This is a genomic window from Staphylococcus sp. 11262D007BW, assembly GCF_053547815.1.
On sequence record NZ_JBPWPJ010000001.1, the window covers coordinates 693,614 to 714,932 of the forward strand.

The window sequence follows — 21,319 nt, forward strand, 5'->3', positions numbered from 1 at the left end:
GCAACGTCACTCATTTCCTTTTTATTTTTTTATTGATTATACGACAATATAATACACTTAATATTAAACTAACAACCGATATACCGATCATCCATATAAAATAGGGTGGACGATAAGTAATTTGGATATGTTGTGCTGCTTGATCCACCGGAATGCCTGTCATAAAATAATTTACTTTTTGAACCGGAGCTTTTTCACCATCGACAGTTGCTTGCATGCCTTGGCGATATGGAATATTAATGACAGCCATACCATTTTGATGTTTCTTAAGATTTATATTGATACTGTCGTTCTTTTCTTGATAGGTATATTGTTTTTCTTTATTAGCCTTTTTTAAAGTACTGTAATCTTCTCCATAAATCCCATTTAATTTAAAAGTATAGGGGCCTTTTGGAGAAATTTGAATATGGATTTGATTGTTTTTGTCAGGTTTAGTTCTGTATAGTAAATGATTCTGTCCAGTTTTATAAGTTGAGTCATTAAATAAACGTTGATTGTTATAACCATTAACAGTAATGGTAGAATTACTATCTGGCAAACCTCTTTTTGCATATAATGTAATATAAAAATCATCATACCGTTCTGCCACAGATTGAGGGAGTTGTATCGTCACGCCTCCATTAGCTTCCTTTACATCAAGTTGGCCGTTAGCCCATTTAGCCTGCGGTGTCGTCATCGATGTCTCTTTTAATAAATTCGGAGCAGTATCCTTTTTGTTTTCTCCCTTATTAGAGAGGACAACGCCTTGAATCATAGCATGTTCTCGGTCGATTGGGGTTGTTAATGAATCGGCGTTATAGTATTGATCTGTTATGCGGACAGCAGGTAATGACATTGTATTTTCATATATATGATATTGACCAGAGGATTGCACGTGTTTAAAGAAATTTGGAAGATTATCCTGATATTCTTTTAGCATTTGGTAACGTACTGATAATAAACTCGCAATATTGGCACGACCACCAGTAGATTGATAACGACTGACGGATTCTTGTTTCAGATTAATCATAAGTTGATTATAATAAAGGTCAATAAGAGACCGATCGAAAATACTTGAGTACAAACTTAAACCTTTAAAATTTTGGTACATCGGTGTATTATCTTGTTCATTGACGCGCCAATCGATACGTTCATCTGTATCAATAGCTGATTTCATGTCATCAACCAACGCATTTTGAAGTGGTGTATTATACAAACTTTGATTGATATATTGGGTGTTCGCACGCGCTTCATGGTCCTCGTGAAAAATTTGACGATGTATGAAGACGTATGAAATACCTAACATTAATACGCCGATACTCACTAGATAACAAGTCAATGCGTGGGTGCCTAGCCATTTACGAGATGTGTTTTGTTGCAACAACACGAACCATCCTATTAAAAAGACAAAAGGAATGATAATGAACCAAGCTACAAATTGTTGATAAAAAATCGCACTGATTATTATCGTTAGTAAGCCTGGTATTGAAGTAAGGAGATATGTTTTCACTGAAATACTTTTAAAATACTGAACATAACTTGCTACTAAGCCACTTGTTACAAATGCGATAAGGTAATGCCATCTCTTTTGTGGTGCCGAAAAGCCATTAAAAATATGATCTACATATGGTGAAAACGACGCAATAATTGCAATTAAACTTAAAATAGCAAAAAGTCTAAAGTAAAAATGACGATACAATTTAAACGTTAGTAATGCTTGAATAACGATGTAGAGTATAACGATTAAATAATTGTCTATAAAAATATTATTATTTTCATTTAATGGTTCTAGAAGCGGGATATGCGTTTCGTAAGGAATACGTTCGTTATTGATAAAACTTCTTGCACCATGAAAGAAGGCAAATAAACTAATCCCTACACCTAGCACACTCGCGATGACCATAGTCCATGTTGTATAAAAGTGGTGATAAATATCTTGTCGATGACGAAAAATAAGTCTTAATACAAAATAAACAAGTCCAGCTAGCACCTGATAATACGCAAAATAAAAGTTGTTGATAAATGATAATGCAGTCACAACTATAAATAGCCCTATTTTTCCAGATTTTAAATATCGCTCTATACTCAATAGAAGCAGGGGCAATAATATAAAAACATCACTGAAAAATGGCCAATAGACAGTGAAGCGAAAATAGAGTGGTGATGCTGCAAATAAAAAAGCAAATAACATCGATACATATGTATTCATTTTTAGGTAGCGTCCATAGCAATATGTAGCTAACATAATCAATACGGATTTAATGATTGAAACGACGAGCGCATTACTAAACCAGAACATCAGTGATTCTGTATCTATCCAATGCCATTGAGCAATCACCCAAATGAGTAAGGCATTGATAATGAAAAGTATATTAGTACTAAAATAATAGGATAGATCTGTAAAAAAGTCGCCACCTAATCCAAAATCGGTAGAATAGAAAAAGGTACCTTCAGACCATTTTCGATATAAAAACATCTGAATGGGTACCATTTGCTCCATACCATCATTAGGACCTGTAAATAATAAGCCATCTTTAAAAAAGCGAAATAGAATATAAGCATGACTTACAACAGCTAACACAATAGTTGTCATAATAATCCATAATGATTGATAACGTTTCATTGAAGATCACCTCATTATACAAACCAAAATATTTAACGATCTTTCAAAATGTATTTTGATAATAAATAAGTGATTGGAATTGTGAAAATAAGCCCTATAAATGGCGCATAAACATCATTAATGTGTAGAAATTCGACAAAAATGATGAGTAATATGAATTGCGTGCCCATATTAACCACTTGTGTTAATGGAAAGGCTAAGAACTTTTTCAATGTAGGTTTTACCTTATAGACAAAGTAACAAGATAAATAGTAGGAAATAATCAATGCAACAATAAATCCTATGATGTGACTGATAAGATAATGTACATGAAATAGTTTTAAAAATAGTAAATAAACGATATAATAGTTGATTGTATTAATTCCGCCCACAATGATGAAGCGGATGATTTCAAAAATATGTTTTGATGTAAACAAAAAGGTGACCTACTTTCATTTATTTTATTCAAAGAGTGAATCTTTAGGGTCTTTGTATAAAATATATACAACTAATACAATTGAACTAAAGTCCAAATACAATATATCATATCGTATCGTTTTAACATAAATATTTATGTAATTAGAAGGAAAGAAAGGTGACGTATTATGACTATACAATGGTATCCGGGACATATGGCTAAAGCCAAAAGAGAAGTGACAGAACAATTAAAAAAAGTAGACGTTGTATTCGAGCTTGTAGATGCACGTCTGCCATATAGTTCGAGAAATCCTATGATTGATGATGTTGTGCAACACAAACCGCGAGTTGTTATTTTGAACAAAAAGGATATGACTAATTTAAATGAAATGCAAAAGTGGTATGCCTTTTTTGAAGAAAAAGGAGCCATTCCTGTGGCAGTAGATGCTAAACACGGGAAAAGTTTAAAACAAGTCGAAAAAGCAGCGATTGAAGTGACTAAAGAGAAGTTTGAACGTGAAAAAGCAAAAGGACTAAAGCCTAGAGCAATTCGTACAATGATTGTTGGTGTACCTAATGTAGGAAAATCGACATTAATTAATCAACTTGCTAAACGTGCAATTGCTCAAACAGGTAACAAACCTGGTGTCACTAAACAACAACAATGGATCAAAGTCGGCAAATCGTTACAATTATTGGACACACCTGGTATTTTATGGCCGAAATTCGAGGATCCATTAATTGGTAAAAAGTTAAGTCTAACAGGTGCGATTAAAGATAGTATTGTACATTTAGATGAAGTGGCTATTTTTGGCTTAAACTTTTTAATTGAGCATGATTTTGAAGGATTGAAGCAACATTATAAAATTGACGTATCTAAAGAAGCAGAGACACTAGAATGGTTTGATGCGATTGGTCGAAAACGTGGATTACTTCAAAAGGGAAATGAAGTCGACTATGAAGCGGTGATTGAATTGATCATTCATGACATTCGTAATGCCAAAATCGGAACGTACTGTTTTGATATTGTAGATCAAAATGAGGCCGCAGAAAATGGCCAAGAAAACGATTAAAACAATCAAAGCAGAATTAGACAATATTGACTCTAAAGAAGCACTTCAATCCCATCCTGATTATCAAGATTCAAGAAAGGGCGTGCAGCAAGCCTTTCAAGCGAGATATAAACACATTGAAAAAGTCGAACAATTAGAACGCCAGTATGAAGAAATGTGTCAATTTGAGGAGACGATTCTTAACGAGACGCCAAATGCGATAATTTGTGGTATTGATGAAGTGGGGCGAGGCCCTTTAGCAGGACCAGTTGTCGCGAGTGCAGTCGTTTTAAATGCACAACATCATTATATTGGGATTAATGATTCTAAACAATTATCGGTGCAAAAAAGAGAACATTTATCAGATCAACTACAAAATCAAGTTAAAGCCTGGAATGTTGGGATAGCATCAGCGCAAGAAATCGATCAATATAATATTTACGAAGCAACGAAATTGGCCATGTATCGCGCAATTGAAGGATTAAATGTCTCTCCTACACATTATTTAATTGATGCAATGACATTAGAACGCATTGAAGAAGAACAACATTCGATTATTAAAGGAGATGCGCGTAGTGTTTCCATTGCTGCAGCGAGCATCATTGCAAAGGTATATCGAGATCAACTCATGAAAGATTACGAGAAAATGTATCCTGGCTATGATTTTGCAAACAATGCAGGTTACGGTACGAAAAATCATCTAGAAGGATTAAAACAATTGGGCATTACACCGATACATCGTCAGAGCTTTGAGCCCATCAAATCACAATACAGTTAAGTATTCATGATAAGTTATATAACAAACAATGTCGTTTTGATTTCGTAAAGGTGAAAAAATGTTAAAATATAACCAAATGATTTTCAAGTGTGTAATGTGTAAATAACATTTAACACTTGCATTTCATTTCATTTATGTTTAACTATATATAAATGTCCAAAAAGAAAGGAATTTAAAATCGTATGGATGAAACACTACAGAAACTTTATAAAGTACTAGTACACTTTGAAGAGAAAGAAGTAGAAATCACTGAAGATGAAAATCGTTTAAATGAGATTAAAAAGAAAATTGAAGATAACTTAAATGTCTCAATCGAAGACGTTTCACAAATGGACTTAATTCATTTGTTAAAAGATCATAATTTTGAAGTGGAATCTACTGAAGAACAACAAAAAACAATCAGTGTCCCAATGGATGATGACACTCAAATTAAATTCCAAGCAGACAAATAAAACATAACAGGTAAACACTCTAAAGATAGAATTTAAAGTATTAAACGTACAAACGATAATCGTTTTGCGCAATAGTTATTCTATTTTTAGAGTGTTTTTTATTTAGATGACTACCAATAATAGGTGTAATCGTGTTCTATATGGCATTCTAATTTGAAGTTACTTTTCGCAATTCGAATGAAAACACGAGGGCTAACTGTTTACAATAGCGCTTACATTTTCTATAATTAAAGTTGAACTTAACCTTAAGAAACAGGAGGATGGAGTATGAATATCCATGAGTATCAAGGAAAAGAAATTTTTCGCTCAATGGACGTAGCAGTTCCAGAAGGGCGTGTGGCTTTCTCAGCTGAAGAAGCTGTGGAAAAAGCAAAAGAATTAGATACAGATGTTTACGTTGTTAAAGCGCAAATTCATGCAGGCGGAAGAGGTAAAGCTGGTGGTGTTAAAATTGCAAAATCACTATCAGAAGTAGAAACATACGCTAATGAATTACTAGGTAAAGTATTAGTTACGCATCAAACAGGTCCAGAAGGTAAAGAGGTAAAACGTCTTTACATTGAAGAAGGGGCAGATATTCAAAAAGAATATTACGTTGGATTTGTAATTGATCGCGCAACTGATCGCGTGACTTTAATGGCGTCTGAAGAAGGCGGTACTGAAATTGAAGAGGTTGCTGCAGAAACACCGGAAAAAATCTTCAAAGAAACAATTGATCCAGTTGTTGGTTTAGCACCTTATCAAGCACGCCGTGTTGCATTTAATATCAATATTCCTAAAGAATCAATCAATAAAGCCGTTAAGTTTTTAACAGCATTATATAACGTATTTATCGAAAAAGATTGTTCAATTGTTGAGATTAACCCACTTGTATTAACTGGTGATGGTGATGTCTTAGCTTTAGACTCAAAAATCAATTTTGATGATAATTCATTATTTAGACATAAAGACATTCTTGAATTACGTGATTTAGACGAAGAAGATCCAAAAGAAATCGAAGCATCTAAATATGAACTTTCATACATTGCTTTAGATGGTAACATTGGTTGTATGGTTAATGGTGCAGGTTTAGCGATGGCTACTATGGATACAATCAATCACTTCGAAGGTAATCCAGCTAACTTCCTTGATGTAGGGGGCGGCGCTACAAAAGAAAAAGTAACTGAAGCATTTAAAATCATCTTAGGTGATGACAATGTAAAAGGTATTTTTGTTAACATCTTTGGTGGTATTATGCGTTGTGACGTTATTGCTGAAGGTATTGTAGAGGCAGTTAAAGAAGTAGAGCTGAAATTACCATTAGTCGTACGTTTAGAAGGTACAAATGTAGACCAAGGTAAACAAATCTTAGAAGAGTCAGGTTTAGCAATTGAACCAGCGCGTACAATGGCTGAAGGTGCTCAAAAAATTGTTAAACTTGTAAATGAAGCGTAAGGAAAGGATGGGACAACTAAAATGAGTGTTTTTGTAGATAAAAATACAAAAGTTATCGTACAAGGGATTACGGGATCAACTGCCCTTTTCCATACTAAGCAAATGTTAGATTATGGTACACAAATCGTAGCAGGTGTTACACCAGGTAAAGGTGGCCAAGTTGTTGAAGGTGTACCCGTTTTTAATACAGTACAAGAAGCAAAAGAGGAAACAGGTGGTAACGTTTCAGTTATCTATGTACCTGCGCCATTTGCTGCAGATTCAATTATAGAAAGTGCAGATGCTGAATTAGATTTAGCAATCTGTATTACAGAACATATTCCTGTGGTGGATATGATTAAAGTTAAACGTTATTTAGAAGGTAAGAAAACACGTTTAGTAGGACCAAACTGTCCAGGTGTGATTACTTCAGACGAAACTAAAATTGGTATCATGCCAGGATACATCCACAAAAAAGGTCATGTAGGCGTTGTATCACGTTCTGGTACATTAACATATGAAGCAGTACACCAATTAACTGAGGAAGGTATCGGTCAATCAACTGCTGTAGGTATCGGTGGCGACCCTGTTAATGGTACAAACTTCATCGATGTGCTTAAAGCATTCAATGAAGACGATGAAACAAAAGCCGTTGTAATGATTGGTGAAATCGGCGGTACAGCAGAAGAAGAAGCTGCAGAATGGATTAAAGAAAACATGACAAAACCTGTAGTTGGCTTTATCGGTGGTCAAACTGCACCTCCTGGAAAACGTATGGGTCACGCTGGTGCCATCATTTCAGGCGGTAAAGGTACTGCTGAAGAAAAAATCAAAACATTAAATGACTGCGGTGTTAAAACAGCAGATACACCATCTGAAATTGGTAGTACTTTAATTGATGCTGCAAAAGAAGCAGGCATTTATGAGTCTTTATTAACAATTAAAAAATAGAACTCTTTGCTAAAGGTGATTTTTCTGCACTTATGTTCATGCTGTATTGTCGTTAAGTTCATGTTATATGAACGTTTAAGCGATACAGTAGTGAATATAAGTGCTTTTATTTTTAACTGACATATAACGCTTCATTATATATTCATTCATAGAGGTGAACGCCATGATAAAACAACATTTTTTAAAGTTAGTGTATGCTGGTTTTACGACTCGACAAATTCACAAGATTTATCTACAATATCCTTCATTATTCGATGAAACAGTCGATTCCACCCATTTTAAACATCGTTTGGAAACATGTATGACCACTCCTGCATTAAAAAAGAAATTCCAAACGTTTTTGACACTAAACGAAGACTTGATACAACAGCAGTTAGCCGAACAACATATCAACATCATCAGTATTAACGACTCCGCTTATCCTCCTTTGTTAAAAGAAATTTACGACCCTCCTTTTATTCTCTTTTGTAAAGGTGATACCACATTATTTGCTGACGCATTACGCTCTCTAAGTATCGTAGGTGCACGCCAATATACACACTACACTCCTCAAGCATTAGACTATTTATTTCCACACTTTAAAAAGGCGCAATTGACCATCGTTTCAGGACTTGCTTTTGGTACCGATGCCATCGCACATCAATGTGCCTTAAACTACCATTTATCTACTATTGCTGTTTTAGGATTTGGTCATCAAGTTCATTATCCAACCCAAACTCAATCTCTTAGGAATCAAATTGAAAACGTGGGGCTCACGATCAGTGAATATCCTCCGCACACCCCACCAGCACGGTTTCGTTTTCCAGAAAGAAATAGAATCATAAGCGGTTTATCTAAAGGGGTACTTGTCACCGAAGCAAAAGAAAGAAGTGGAGCCTTAATTACGATAGATCAAGCATTAGATCAAAATCGTAATGTGTATGTCTTACCAGGGACGATGTTTGACAAGCATACAAGGGGTAATTTATTACGTGTCAAAGAAGGTGCTGAAATCGTCTTATCAGAAAAAGATATTTTAAAAGATTATATCTAGAATAGGCTTATTTCTTTGTTAAATAAATGGAAAAGATTGACAAAGTTAAAATTAACCGTTTATCATTTATCTTTGTAAACAGAAAAAGCAAGGGGGTACTTCCATTGGCAGACAATCTTGTCATAGTTGAATCGCCTGCAAAAGCTAAAACAATAGAAAAATATTTAGGTAAAAAATATAAAGTAATCGCATCAATGGGACACGTTAGAGATTTACCACGTAGTCAAATGGGTGTAGATGTAGACAATGATTATGAACCTAAATATATTACGATACGTGGTAAAGGGCCAGTAGTGAAAGATCTTAAGCGTCATGCTAAAAAGGCAAAAAAAGTATTTCTAGCTAGTGACCCTGACCGTGAAGGTGAAGCGATTGCATGGCATTTATCAAACATTTTAGAATTAGATGAAAATCAAAATAATAGAGTCGTATTTAATGAAATTACTAAAGATGCAGTAAAAGATAGTTTTAAAACACCTCGTGGTATTGAAATGAATTTAGTCGATGCGCAACAAGCACGCCGGATTTTAGACCGTTTAGTAGGTTATAATATTTCGCCAGTTTTATGGAAAAAAGTTAAGAAGGGTCTATCTGCAGGTCGTGTACAATCTGTAGCGTTGAGATTAGTGATTGATCGAGAAAATGAAATTCGCAATTTCAAACCGGAAGAATATTGGTCAATTGATGGAGAATTTAGATATGGTAAATCGAAATTCAATGCCAAATTTCTTCATTATAAAGGTAAACCATTTAAACTAAAAAATAAGAAAGATGTTGAAGTGATTACGAATGCACTTGATGGTGATACCTTTGAAGTAACAAGTGTTAATAAAAAGGAAAAAACACGTCGCCCTGCGAAACCTTTTACAACTTCAACACTGCAACAAGAAGCAGCGCGCAAGTTAAACTTTAAAGCGCGAAAAACAATGATGATTGCGCAACAATTATATGAAGGTATTGATTTGAAGCGAAAGGGTACGGTTGGTTTGGTCACATATATGAGAACAGACTCAACACGTATTTCAAAAGATGCACAAAACGAAGCACAAGAGTATATTAAAGGAGAATACGGTGCATCATATGTATCTAAAGGTGGAAGTAAAGGTAAACAAGGTGACCAAGATGCGCACGAAGCGATTAGACCAACTAGCACAATGCGGACGCCTTCAGAAATGAAAGACTTTTTATCTAAAGATCAATATAAATTGTATAAATTGATTTGGGAACGTTTTGTTGCAAGTCAAATGGCACCGGCTATTTTAGATACTGTTTCAGTGGATTTAACACAAAACGACATTAAATTTAGAGCAAATGGTCAAACCATTAAATTTAAAGGGTTTATGACGTTATATGTCGAAGCGAATGACGATAAGACAAAAGAAAAAGAAAATCGTTTACCAAAACTTGAAGAAGGTAATGAAGTGACTGCTACTCAAATTGAACCAGCGCAACACTTTACTCAACCGCCTCCAAGATATACTGAAGCTCGACTCGTCAAAACATTAGAAGAATTGAAAATAGGACGACCATCTACGTATGCACCAACGATTGATACAATTCAGAAGCGAAATTACGTTAAAGTTGAAAATAAAAGATTTGTACCGACTGAATTAGGTGAAATTGTCCATGCGCAAGTTAAAGATTACTTCCCAGAAATTATAGATGTTGATTTTACAGTAAATATGGAAACATTACTTGATAAAATTGCGGATGGCGATATGGGATGGAAAAAAGTTATCGACAACTTTTATAGTAGTTTCAAACAAAACGTGGAACGTGCCGAAGAGGAAATGGAAAAGGTTGAAATTAAGGATGAACCTGCGGGTGAGGATTGTGAAAAATGCGGCAACCCTATGGTTATAAAAATGGGACGTTATGGTAAGTTTATGGCGTGTTCAAATTTTCCAGATTGTCGTAATACAAAAGCAATTACAAAACCAATTGGTGTGAAGTGTCCAAAATGTAATGATGGTGATGTTGTAGAACGTAAATCTAAGAAAAATAGAATTTTCTACGGTTGTTCTAATTATCCAGAATGTGATTTTGTTACATGGGATAAACCTGTAGGCAGAGATTGTCCAAAATGTAATCATTATCTCGCAGAACATAAAAAAGGACGTTCTTCACAAGTCATCTGTTCTAATTGTGATTATAAAGAAGAAGTACAAAAATAATATTTAACGAAGGGAGTTTGATAGATATGACACAAGTTAATGTGGTTGGTGCAGGTTTAGCTGGTTCAGAAGCTGCTTATCAATTAGCAGAACGTGGTATTAAAGTAAACCTATACGAGATGAGGCCGGTTAAACAGACACCAGCACATCATACAGACAAATTTGCAGAGTTAGTATGTTCGAATTCCTTACGTGGCAATTCCTTAACAAATGCTGTCGGTGTATTAAAAGAAGAAATGAGACGTCTTAATTCTGTAGTGATTGCTGCAGCAGATAAAGCTAGAGTACCTGCAGGAGGCGCTCTAGCAGTAGATAGACATGATTTTTCAGGGTATATTACAGATACTTTAAAAAATCACCCTAATATAACCGTATTAAATGAAGAGATTACGTCCATTCCAGAGGGGCCTACCATTATAGCAACTGGTCCTTTAACATCTGAATCCTTAACAGAAGAAGTGGTCGCTTTAACTGGAGAAAATCAATTATACTTTTATGATGCAGCAGCGCCTATTATCGAAAAAGACTCAATTGATATGGACAAAGTCTATTTAAAATCTCGTTATGATAAAGGTGAAGCAGCTTATCTTAATTGTCCAATGAACAAAGAAGAATTTGAGCGCTTTTATGAAGCAGCTATTAGTGCAGAAGCGGCACCTATGAAAGACTTTGAAAAAGAGAAATATTTTGAAGGCTGTATGCCGTTTGAAGTCATGGCTAAAAGAGGCCCTAAAACATTGTTATTTGGTCCAATGAAACCAGTGGGATTAGAAGATCCGAAAACTGATAAAAGACCCTATGCAGTGGTTCAGTTAAGACAAGATGATGCGGCAGGTACCCTATACAATATTGTAGGTTTTCAAACGCGTTTAAAATGGGGTGACCAAAAAGAAGTCATTCGCCTCATTCCAGGTCTCGAAAACGTAGAAATCGTACGTTATGGTGTCATGCACCGCAATACTTTCATTAATTCACCAGATGTATTAGATGAGACTTATGCGTTTAAAAACCGAAAAGACTTATATTTTGCAGGTCAAATGACTGGGGTAGAAGGATATGTCGAAAGTGCAGCAAGTGGCATGGTAGCTGGTATCAATTTAGCACATCAAATGCTTGATAAAGCAGATGTCATCTTCCCACGCGAGACAATGATTGGTAGTTTAGCGTACTATATTTCACATGCTACAAATAATAAAAATTTCCAACCGATGAATGCCAACTTTGGATTGGTCCCATCATTGGATAAACGTATTAAAGATAAAAAAGAACGTTATGAAACGTTAGCTAACAGAGCGCTCGACTATTTAAATCATTTCAAACAATCACTTTAAAATTAATAATTTATTGGCAAAATAAGTAAAATTTAGATTTCTGAGAAAATTCTATGTAAAATTCATGCAGTACCTTCCATCATTATGCTACAATACTTATGATGGAGGGTTTTTACATTGGAACAAATCCAGTTAAAATTTCTTAATATGCTGAAAAGAGAACGTTTTTTCTCTGATCACACATTAAAGGCATATTATGATGATATGAAACAATTTAATCGATTTTTGGCACAAGAACAATTGACTTTGAATACGTTTCGCTACAAAGATGCACGAAATTATCTGAATATGTTGTACGAAATGGGGCTGCAACGTACAACAGTTTCTAGAAAAATTTCAACATTGCGAAGTTTTTATAACTATTGGATGACGCAAGATCAGTCTGTTGTGAATCCTTTTGTTCAACTTGTTCATCCTAAAAAAGAAAGTTATTTACCATCATTTTTCTATACTGAAGAGATGGAAGCGATGTTTGAAACAGTTGAAAAGGATGCTAAAAAAGGGTTAAGAGATCGCGTTATTTTAGAGTTGTTATATGCAACTGGCATGCGCGTTTCAGAATTAGTCGCATTAAAAAGACAAGACGTCGATTTGGAAATGTGTTTTCTTAAAGTAATGGGGAAAGGGAGTAAAGAACGGATCATTCCTTTTGGTGAATTTTGTCGCCAAAGTCTTGAAACGTATCTAGAATCGTTTGCTCCCATCCAAAATACACATCATGATTTTTTAATTGTTAATTTAAAAGGGGACCCCTTAACTGAGCGAGGCGTACGATATGTTTTAAACGATATTGTCAAGCGCACAGCAAATGTATCTGCTATTCATCCTCATAAACTACGACATACATTTGCGACACATATGTTAAATGAGGGTGCAGATTTAAGAACGGTACAAAGTTTGTTAGGCCATGTGAATTTATCAACAACGAGTCGATACACTCATGTGACTAATCAACAACTACGCCAAGTCTATTTAAATGCACATCCACGTGCTAGAAAAGGAGAGTAATTTTATGAGTTCATCAATACATGCGACAACAATTTATGCTGTTCAACATAATGGTGAAGCTGCTATGGCCGGTGATGGTCAGGTAACGTTAGGTGAACAAGTCATTATGAAACAGACAGCTAAAAAAGTGCGAAAATTATATAATGGACGCGTAATTGCTGGCTTTGCTGGAAGTGTAGCCGATGCGTTTACTTTATTTGAAAAGTTTGAGGCAAAGTTACAACAATATAGCGGGAATTTAGAGAGAGCTTCAGTAGAGTTAGCTAAAGAATGGCGAGGAGATAAACAACTTCGTCAATTAGAAGCAATGTTAATTGTGATGGATGAATCACATATCCTTGTTGTTAGCGGTACTGGAGAAGTCATTGCACCGGATGATGATTTAATTGCAATAGGTTCTGGTGGGAATTATGCCTTAAGTGCTGGACGCGCATTAAAACGACATGCTCAGCATTTATCTGCAAGTGAAATGGCATATGAAAGTTTAAAAGTGGCTTCAGATATTTGCGTTTTCACAAATGATCAAATTACAGTGGAAAAACTATAACGGAGGGTCAATTAATGGATAATAGTGCCATTCAATATACACCAAAAACAATTGTATCAAAGTTAGATGAATACATTGTTGGTCAACAAGAAGCTAAAAAGAAAGTTGCGATTGCATTAAGAAATAGATATCGTCGTAGTTTACTTGATGATGAGACAAAACAAGAAATTGCGCCGAAAAATATCTTAATGATGGGGCCGACTGGTGTTGGTAAAACAGAAATTGCTAGACGTATGGCAAAGTTAGTTGGAGCGCCATTTATTAAGGTAGAAGCAACGAAATTTACAGAAGTTGGCTACGTGGGACGTGATGTAGAAAGCATGGTTCGTGACTTAGTTGATGTGGCCGTACGTTTGGTAAAAGACCAAAAGAAAGAAGAAGTGAAATCGGCAGCGCTTCAAAAAGCGAATGAAAAATTAGTGAAATTACTCGTTCCAAGTTTGAAGAAAAAAGCTAGCCAATCATCAAACAACCCATTAGAATCATTGTTTGGAGGTGTCATGCCTAATTTTGGCCATCAAGAGGAAGAAGAAGAGGAGCCACCAACAGACGAAATAAAAACAAAACGTTCAGAAATTAAACAACAACTACTTAATGGACAATTAGAAGAAGAAAAAGTGCGAGTTAAAGTACAACAAGATCCTGGTGCAATGGGTATGTTAGGAACACAACAAAACGAACAAATGCAAGAAATGATGAATCAATTAATGCCGAAGAAAAAGGTAGAAAAAGAAGTCCCTGTTAAAACGGCACGCAAGATTTTAACAGATGACTTTGCGGACGAAATGATTGATCATGAAACAGCGAATCAAGAAGCCCTTGAATTAGCCGAACAAATGGGAATTATTTTTATTGATGAAATAGATAAGGTTGCCGTATCAAGTCAAAATAGTGGAGGGCAAGATGTTTCAAGACAAGGTGTGCAACGTGATATACTTCCTATCCTTGAAGGTAGCGTAATCAGAACGAAATATGGTAGTGTGAATACGGAACATATGCTCTTTATTGGAGCTGGTGCTTTCCATGTTTCAAAACCAAGCGATTTAATTCCTGAACTTCAAGGACGCTTTCCAATTCGCGTCGAGTTAGAAAGTTTAACTGTCGACGATTTTGTGCGAATTTTAAAAGAGCCAAAACTTTCACTTATCAAACAATACGAAATGTTATTACAAACTGAAGAAGTTACTGTTAATTTTACCGATGAAGCAATACATCGGTTAGCTGAGATGGCACATCATGTGAATCAAGAAACTGATAATATCGGTGCCAGACGATTACACACAATTCTTGAAAAAATGTTAGAGGATCTATCTTTTGAAGCATCGAATATGCCAAATGCAAAAGTAGATATTACCCCTCAATATGTAGACGACAAATTAAAATCTATTTCAATTAATAAAGATTTAAGCGAATTTATCTTATAAGAAAAAAAGGAGAAGTGACATGAGCTTATTATCGAAAACGAGAGAACTAAGTAGTTTATTACAAAAACATAAAGGGATTTCCGTTGACTTTAAAGATGTTGCACAAACAATTAGTAAAGTAACAATTACAAATGCTTTCATTGTTTCAAGACGAGGAAAAATTTTAGGTTCATGCTTGAACGAATTATTAAAAAATGAACGTATCATTCAAATGTTAGAAGACAGTCATATTCCTGAAGCTTATACTGAAAAATTAATGCACGTTTATGAGACAACGTCTAATATTACAATTGAAGATGATTTATCAGTATTCCCTTACGAAAACGTTGATTTATTTAGAGATTCAAAAACAACAATCTTCCCAATTATTGGTGGTGGAGAACGCCTTGGTACACTCGTTTTAGGTCGTGTATCTGATGAGTTTAGTGAAAATGATTTAGTTTTAGGTGAATATGCTGCTACAGTAATTGGTATGGAAATTCTTCGTGAAAAACATTCTGAAGTTGAATCTGAAGCAAGAGATAGAGCAGCGATCTCAATGGCTATTAACTCTTTATCTTATTCTGAAAAAGAAGCCATTGATCATATCTTTGATGAATTAGGCGGAGCAGAAGGTTTATTAATCGCTTCTAAAGTAGCAGACCGTGTAGGTATCACGCGTTCTGTTATTGTCAATGCGTTACGTAAACTTGAAAGTGCGGGCGTTATTGAATCACGATCATTAGGTATGAAAGGTACATTCATTAAAGTTAAAAAAGAAGCCTTTTTAGACGCATTGAAAAAATCAAATGTATAATTTTTAGTTATTGCATTTGAAGGTTGACTATGATATATTCATATGCGGTTATGTTAACCAAAACACACACATTTCACGAAAGTATAAAAGGGTGCGATTTTAAATCGTTTTTATATGAGTGAGTGTGGAGGAAATAAAACCACTAGGAGGAATTTAATTATGGCAGTAATTTCAATGAAACAATTACTAGAAGCAGGTGTTCACTTCGGTCACCAAACTCGCCGTTGGAACCCAAAAATGAAAAAATATATCTTCACTGAAAGAAATGGTATCTATATCATTGACTTACAAAAAACAGTGAAAAAAGTTGAAGAAGCTTATAACTTTATTAAACAAATTTCAGAAGAAGGCGGAAAAGTTTTATTTGTTGGTACTAAAAAACAAGCACAAGAATCAGTTAAAGCTGAAGCTGAACGTGCTGGCCACTTCTACGTTAACCAAAGATGGCTTGGCGGTATCTTAACAAACTATAAAACAATTTCTAAACGTATCAAACGTATCTCTGAAATTGAAAAAATGGAAGAAGATGGCACATTCGATGTGTTACCTAAAAAAGAAGTTGTTGAACTTAAAAAAGAATATGATCGCTTAATCAAATTCTTAGGCGGTATTCGTGATATGAAATCAATGCCAGACGCTTTATTCGTTGTAGACCCTCGAAAAGAGCGTAATGCGATTGCAGAAGCACACAAATTAAACATTCCAATCGTAGGTATTGTTGATACAAACTGTGACCCAGACGAAATCGACTATGTTATTCCTGCAAACGACGATGCAATTCGTGCGGTAAAACTTTTAACAGGTAAAATGGCAGATGCGATTTTAGAAGGTCAACAAGGTGTATCTAACGATGAAGTCGCTGCAGAACAAAACATCGACTTAAACGAAGAAAAATCAGAAGAAGCAACTTCTGAAGAAACAGAAGAAACAACTGAATCTAACTAATTGATATGTAATGTTAGACTGAAGTGTTTGAGCTAAAAGCAGGATTTAACCAATATGTTTAAAAATCCTGCTTTTAGAAAACTACTAATTGTAGCTCAAATCTTATTGAAAAATTGTGTTAATGAGGTTGGGATATCAAAAATTAAGTTCATTGATGATTGATGTCATCCTAACTCCGAATTCACACTGAATTATGATACACGCGTGGTTAGGGGATAGGACAACATCAGATGTCCCACCCCCTTTTTTTAAAATAAATTAATGAAATGATATTGGAGGAATAGTGAATGGCAATTTCAGCTAAACTTGTTAAAGAATTACGCGAAAAAACTGGCGCTGGTATGATGGATTGTAAAAAAGCATTAGAGGCAACTGATGGTGATATCGATAAAGCAGTTGACTACTTACGTGAAAAAGGTATTGCTAAAGCAGCTAAAAAAGCAGACCGTATCGCAGCTGAAGGTATTACACACGTAGAAGTTAAAGGTAACGATGCAGTAATCGTTGAAATCAACTCTGAAACAGATTTCGTTGCTAGAAATGAAGGCTTCCAAGAGCTTGTTAAAGAAATTGCTAATCAAATCCTTGAAACTAAACCTGAATCAGTTGAAGCTTTAAATGAAACAACTTTACCAAATGGCAAAACAGTTTCAGAACATATGACTGAAGCAATCTCAACTATCGGAGAAAAATTAAGCTTACGTCGTTTCGCAGTTCGTACTAAAACTGATAACGATGCATTTGGTGCTTATTTACACATGGGTGGCCGCATTGGTGTACTTTCAGTAGTAGAAGGTACAACTGATGAAGAAGCTGCTAAAGATGTAGCTATGCATATTGCAGCAATCAACCCTAAATATGTATCATCTGATCAAGTTAGTGAAGATGAAATCAACCACGAAAAAGAAGTTTTAAAACAACAAGCACTTAACGAAGGTAAACCAGAAAAAATCGTTGAAAAAATGGTTGAAGGTCGTTTACGTAAATATTTACAAGAAATTTGTGCAGTTGATCAAAACTTTGTTAAAGATCCAGACCAAACTGTTGAATCATTCCTTAAATCTAAAGGTGGAAAATTAGTTGACTTCGTACGCTATGAAGTTGGCGAAGGTATGGAAAAACGCGAAGAAAACTTTGCTGATGAAGTTAAAGGACAAATGAAATAAATAACCCATTTTAATTTAACAAAGAAGACACCTTTCGTGTCCTCCTTATAGATGTCATCTTAATCGATGGCATCTATAGGAAGGTGCTTATTGTGTCTTCTTTAATTATAGGTATGATGTTTGATTGAAGGTGAAAAAGATTAAAGTATGTATGAATCATTGTTTTATCACATGACCATCATCGCATTTTAATCTTTAGTAACATCAATGCATTGCGTTACATATTATGAATAGAGAGGTTAATATTATGACTGAAACTTCAAATTATAAGCGAGTTGTTTTAAAATTAAGCGGTGAAGCATTAGCAGGAGATAAAGGCTTTGGTATTAACCCAATGATTATCAAAAGCATTGCAGAACAAGTAGCTGAAGTTGCAAAAATGGATACAGAAATTGCAGTCATTGTAGGTGGCGGAAACATTTGGCGTGGTAAAACGGGTAGTGACTTAGGTATGGACCGTGGCACAGCTGACTACATGGGTATGTTAGCGACTGTCATGAACGCGCTTGCGTTACAAGACAGTTTAGAACAATTAGATTGTGATACACGTGTGCTGACTTCAATCGAAATGAAACAAGTTGCTGAACCGTATATTCGTCGTCGTGCAATTCGTCATTTAGAGAAAAAACGAGTTGTTATCTTTGCAGCTGGCATCGGTAACCCTTACTTCTCTACTGACACAACAGCTGCCTTACGTGCTGCAGAAGTAGAAGCAGACGTTATTCTAATGGGTAAAAATAACGTAGATGGTGTTTATTCTGCTGATCCAAAAGTGGACCCAAATGCGAAAAAATACGAACGTTTAACGTATATCGATTTATTACAAGAGGGCCTTCAAGTAATGGATTCTACAGCCTCTTCATTCTGTATGGATAATAATATTCCACTTAAAGTTTTCTCGATTTTAGAAGAAGGTAATATTAAACGTGCTGTACAAGGTGAAGACATCGGTACAATTATTACAAAATAATATAGAGGTGAATGAACGATGAATGATGTCATTAAAGACGCTAAATCAAGAATGAAAAAATCAACTGAAAGCTTATCAAGAGAATTAGCTCAAATTAACGCAGGCCGTGCAAACTCAAATTTACTTTCAGGTGTAGAAGTAGATTACTATGGTGCACCAACACCTGTTCAACAATTAGCAAGTATTAGTGTGCCTGAAGCACGATTATTAGTCATTTCACCATATGACAAATCAGTTTTAGGTGATATTGAAAAAGCCATCTTAGCTGCTAATCTTGGTGTTACACCAAATAGTGATGGTGAAGTGGTTCGCATTAACGTACCAGCACTTACAGAAGAACGTCGTAAAGAGATCGTTAAACAAGTTAAAAAAGAAGGAGAAGCTGCTAAAGTTTCTGTCCGCAATATTCGCCGTGATGCAAACGACACGCTTAAAAAACAAGAAAAGAATGGCGATATTTCTGAAGATGAATTACGTTCAGCTTCAGACGATGTTCAAAAAGTAACTGATCAATCTATTAAAGATATTGACCAGTTAGTTTCTGACAAAGAAGAAGACGTTATGTCAGTTTAATTTTAGAAAGTGAACTGTACCGAATACAACTTTGGTACAGTTTTTTTATTTGTTAGTTCAAATGACGCATTGGGTTGTGATAAAATGATAGATAATTGTATGCATATAAGATTATAATAACTGGGGACAAATAGTTCGGAGGAACACGTATGTTTAATATTTTTAAGAAAAAACAAACCACACACACAAGTGTTGATACTATAAATTTACATAACATTCCACAACACATAGCCATTATAATGGACGGTAATGGACGGTGGGCAAAACAACGTAAAATGCCCCGAATCAAAGGTCATTATCAAGGCATGCAGACCATTAAAAAAATTACTAGAGTGGCAAGCGAGTTAAATGTAAAATATTTAACGCTTTATGCGTTTTCTACTGAGAATTGGTCTCGTCCAAATGAAGAAGTGAATTACATTATGGGATTACCTGTTAATTTTCTAAATTCATTTTTACCTGAACTTATTGAAAAAAATGTTCGCGTCGAGACAATTGGTTTTCCTGATCAATTGCCAAAACAAACGATTGAAGCAATTAATGAAGCTAAGTTAAAAACACAACAAAATGATGGATTAACTTTAATTTTTGCAATCAATTATGGTGGACGTGCTGAGATTATTAATGGAATGAAAGCATTGATTGAGGATATACGTGATCGTGATGATCTTCAACCTTCAGATATTAATGAAACCTTATTCGAAAACTATTTAATGACTAGTGAGTATCCAGATCCAGAGTTATTAATCAGAACGTCTGGTGAACAACGATTAAGTAATTTTCTAATTTGGCAACTATCTTATAGTGAATTTATTTTTCATCAAAAGTTATGGCCAGATTTTGGAGAGAATGATTTAATAGAATGTATTAATACGTATCAATCACGCCAAAGAAGATTTGGAGGATTGTAGATAGGAGAGAATTATGAAGGTAAGAACAATTACTACAATTGTAGCTTTAATTATATTTTTACCCATATTACTTATTGGCGGATCAGTTTGGATGTATTTTACCTTTATTTTAGCGTTAATCGCTTTAAAGGAACTATTAAATATGAATAGAATACAATTTCTATCTATACCTGGTTTAATTAGTGCATGTGCATTAATTATCGTGATGTTGCCTCAAGATTTAGGTTTTTGGGTACAATTGTTGCAACAAAAGTTTTTAATTGCTATGAGTTTTGTTATTTTGAGTTATACTGTCATGTCGAAAAACCGTTTTAGTTTTATGGATTCGGCATTCTGTTTAATGTCTGTTGCTTATGTAGGGATTGGTTTTATGTACTTTTATGAAACAAGAGCAGCAGGATTACATTACATTTTATTTGGATTACTGATCGTTTGGTTAACAGATACTGGCGCTTACATATTTGGTAGATTATTAGGTAAACATAAGTTGTGGCCTGTGATTAGCCCTAATAAAACGGTAGAGGGATTCATAGGCGGCTTATTATGTAGTTTAATTGTACCGATTACGTTTGTATTTTTTGTACCATTCGAAATTGGCACGGTATGGCTATTAGTGATTACAGTTATTTTAAGTGCATTTGGTCAATTGGGTGACCTAGTCGAATCAGGTTTCAAACGTCATTTTGGTGTGAAAGATTCTGGAAGATTGTTACCTGGACATGGTGGTATTCTAGATAGATTTGACAGTTTTATGTTTGTATTACCTTTAATGAATATCTTTTTGATTCAAATGTAAG

Annotated in this window: 20 protein-coding genes; 18 read left to right on the forward strand and 2 right to left on the reverse strand. The window is 34.8% G+C overall.

Translation table 11 applies throughout. From position 1 onward, the window contains the following. Window positions 1–10: 10 nt before the first annotated feature. Both ACEE93_RS03410 and ACEE93_RS03415 read right to left on the reverse strand, forming a co-directional pair. Window positions 11–2,602 (reverse strand): YfhO family protein, encoded by a 2,592-nt coding sequence (locus tag ACEE93_RS03410; protein WP_449154894.1) that lies wholly within the window; start codon window positions 2,600–2,602, stop codon window positions 11–13. Between the two features lie 32 nt (window positions 2,603–2,634). Beyond that, a complete protein-coding gene (locus ACEE93_RS03415) occupies window positions 2,635–3,018 on the reverse strand; it encodes a GtrA family protein (RefSeq protein WP_449154895.1) in 384 nt (127 codons plus the stop codon). A 168-nt stretch (window positions 3,019–3,186) separates the two neighbouring features. Here ACEE93_RS03415 and ylqF point away from each other — a divergent pair, with 168 nt between their 5' ends. From ylqF to ACEE93_RS03505, 18 genes are all read left to right on the forward strand, one after another. Further along, window positions 3,187–4,071, forward strand: a complete 885-nt coding sequence (gene ylqF, locus ACEE93_RS03420) for a ribosome biogenesis GTPase YlqF (protein WP_449154896.1) — start codon at window positions 3,187–3,189, stop codon at window positions 4,069–4,071. Next, window positions 4,052–4,828: a ribonuclease HII gene (locus tag ACEE93_RS03425; protein ID WP_449154897.1), complete on the forward strand. Its 777-nt coding sequence runs from the start codon at window positions 4,052–4,054 to the stop codon at window positions 4,826–4,828. The genes ylqF and ACEE93_RS03425 overlap by 20 nt, the downstream gene beginning before the upstream one ends. A 182-nt stretch (window positions 4,829–5,010) precedes the next feature. Beyond that, window positions 5,011–5,280: a hypothetical protein gene (locus ACEE93_RS03430; RefSeq protein ID WP_449154898.1), complete on the forward strand. Its 270-nt coding sequence runs from the start codon at window positions 5,011–5,013 to the stop codon at window positions 5,278–5,280. 267 nt (window positions 5,281–5,547) lie between these two features. Next, window positions 5,548–6,714 carry an ADP-forming succinate--CoA ligase subunit beta gene (gene sucC, locus ACEE93_RS03435; protein ID WP_449156394.1) on the forward strand — a complete coding sequence of 389 codons (1,167 nt, stop codon included), beginning with the start codon at window positions 5,548–5,550 and terminating at the stop codon, window positions 6,712–6,714. 21 nt (window positions 6,715–6,735) lie between these two features. After that, window positions 6,736–7,644, forward strand: a complete 909-nt coding sequence (gene sucD / locus ACEE93_RS03440; protein ID WP_449154900.1) for a succinate--CoA ligase subunit alpha — start codon at window positions 6,736–6,738, stop codon at window positions 7,642–7,644. A gap of 163 nt (window positions 7,645–7,807) precedes the next feature. Beyond that, the gene (gene dprA, locus ACEE93_RS03445) at window positions 7,808–8,677 is read left to right on the forward strand and encodes a DNA-processing protein DprA (protein WP_449156395.1); all 870 of its coding nucleotides are present in this window, start codon (window positions 7,808–7,810) and stop codon (window positions 8,675–8,677) included. Between the two features lie 104 nt (window positions 8,678–8,781). Further along, window positions 8,782–10,851 (forward strand): type I DNA topoisomerase, encoded by a 2,070-nt coding sequence (gene topA, locus ACEE93_RS03450; protein WP_449154902.1) that lies wholly within the window; start codon window positions 8,782–8,784, stop codon window positions 10,849–10,851. 26 nt (window positions 10,852–10,877) lie between these two features. Beyond that, on the forward strand, window positions 10,878–12,182 hold the full coding sequence (trmFO, locus tag ACEE93_RS03455; RefSeq protein WP_449154903.1) for an FADH(2)-oxidizing methylenetetrahydrofolate--tRNA-(uracil(54)-C(5))-methyltransferase TrmFO: 1,305 nt from the start codon (window positions 10,878–10,880) through the stop codon (window positions 12,180–12,182). 117 nt (window positions 12,183–12,299) lie between these two features. Continuing rightward, window positions 12,300–13,190, forward strand: coding sequence for a tyrosine recombinase XerC (xerC, locus tag ACEE93_RS03460; protein WP_449154904.1), 891 nt, complete (start codon window positions 12,300–12,302; stop codon window positions 13,188–13,190). A 4-nt stretch (window positions 13,191–13,194) separates the two neighbouring features. Then, window positions 13,195–13,737, forward strand: coding sequence for an ATP-dependent protease subunit HslV (gene hslV / locus ACEE93_RS03465; RefSeq protein ID WP_449154905.1), 543 nt, complete (start codon window positions 13,195–13,197; stop codon window positions 13,735–13,737). Window positions 13,738–13,751: 14 nt separating this feature from the next. Next, a complete protein-coding gene (gene hslU, locus ACEE93_RS03470; protein WP_449154906.1) occupies window positions 13,752–15,161 on the forward strand; it encodes an ATP-dependent protease ATPase subunit HslU in 1,410 nt (469 codons plus the stop codon). A gap of 19 nt (window positions 15,162–15,180) precedes the next feature. Further along, on the forward strand, window positions 15,181–15,957 hold the full coding sequence (gene codY / locus ACEE93_RS03475) for a GTP-sensing pleiotropic transcriptional regulator CodY (protein ID WP_449154907.1): 777 nt from the start codon (window positions 15,181–15,183) through the stop codon (window positions 15,955–15,957). Window positions 15,958–16,116: 159 nt separating this feature from the next. Continuing rightward, window positions 16,117–16,902 (forward strand): 30S ribosomal protein S2, encoded by a 786-nt coding sequence (gene rpsB / locus ACEE93_RS03480; RefSeq protein WP_449154908.1) that lies wholly within the window; start codon window positions 16,117–16,119, stop codon window positions 16,900–16,902. A gap of 287 nt (window positions 16,903–17,189) precedes the next feature. Further along, the gene (gene tsf, locus ACEE93_RS03485; RefSeq protein ID WP_449154909.1) at window positions 17,190–18,068 is read left to right on the forward strand and encodes a translation elongation factor Ts; all 879 of its coding nucleotides are present in this window, start codon (window positions 17,190–17,192) and stop codon (window positions 18,066–18,068) included. Window positions 18,069–18,315: 247 nt separating this feature from the next. Beyond that, entirely contained in the window at window positions 18,316–19,038 is a 723-nt protein-coding gene (gene pyrH, locus ACEE93_RS03490; RefSeq protein ID WP_449154910.1) for a UMP kinase, read from the forward strand. 18 nt (window positions 19,039–19,056) lie between these two features. Continuing rightward, on the forward strand, window positions 19,057–19,611 hold the full coding sequence (frr, locus tag ACEE93_RS03495; protein WP_449154911.1) for a ribosome recycling factor: 555 nt from the start codon (window positions 19,057–19,059) through the stop codon (window positions 19,609–19,611). 149 nt (window positions 19,612–19,760) lie between these two features. Continuing rightward, window positions 19,761–20,522 (forward strand): isoprenyl transferase, encoded by a 762-nt coding sequence (locus tag ACEE93_RS03500; RefSeq protein ID WP_449154912.1) that lies wholly within the window; start codon window positions 19,761–19,763, stop codon window positions 20,520–20,522. Between the two features lie 13 nt (window positions 20,523–20,535). Continuing rightward, complete coding sequence (locus ACEE93_RS03505; RefSeq protein WP_449154913.1) at window positions 20,536–21,318, forward strand: phosphatidate cytidylyltransferase; 783 nt, start codon at window positions 20,536–20,538, stop codon at window positions 21,316–21,318. Window position 21,319 lies beyond the last annotated feature (1 nt).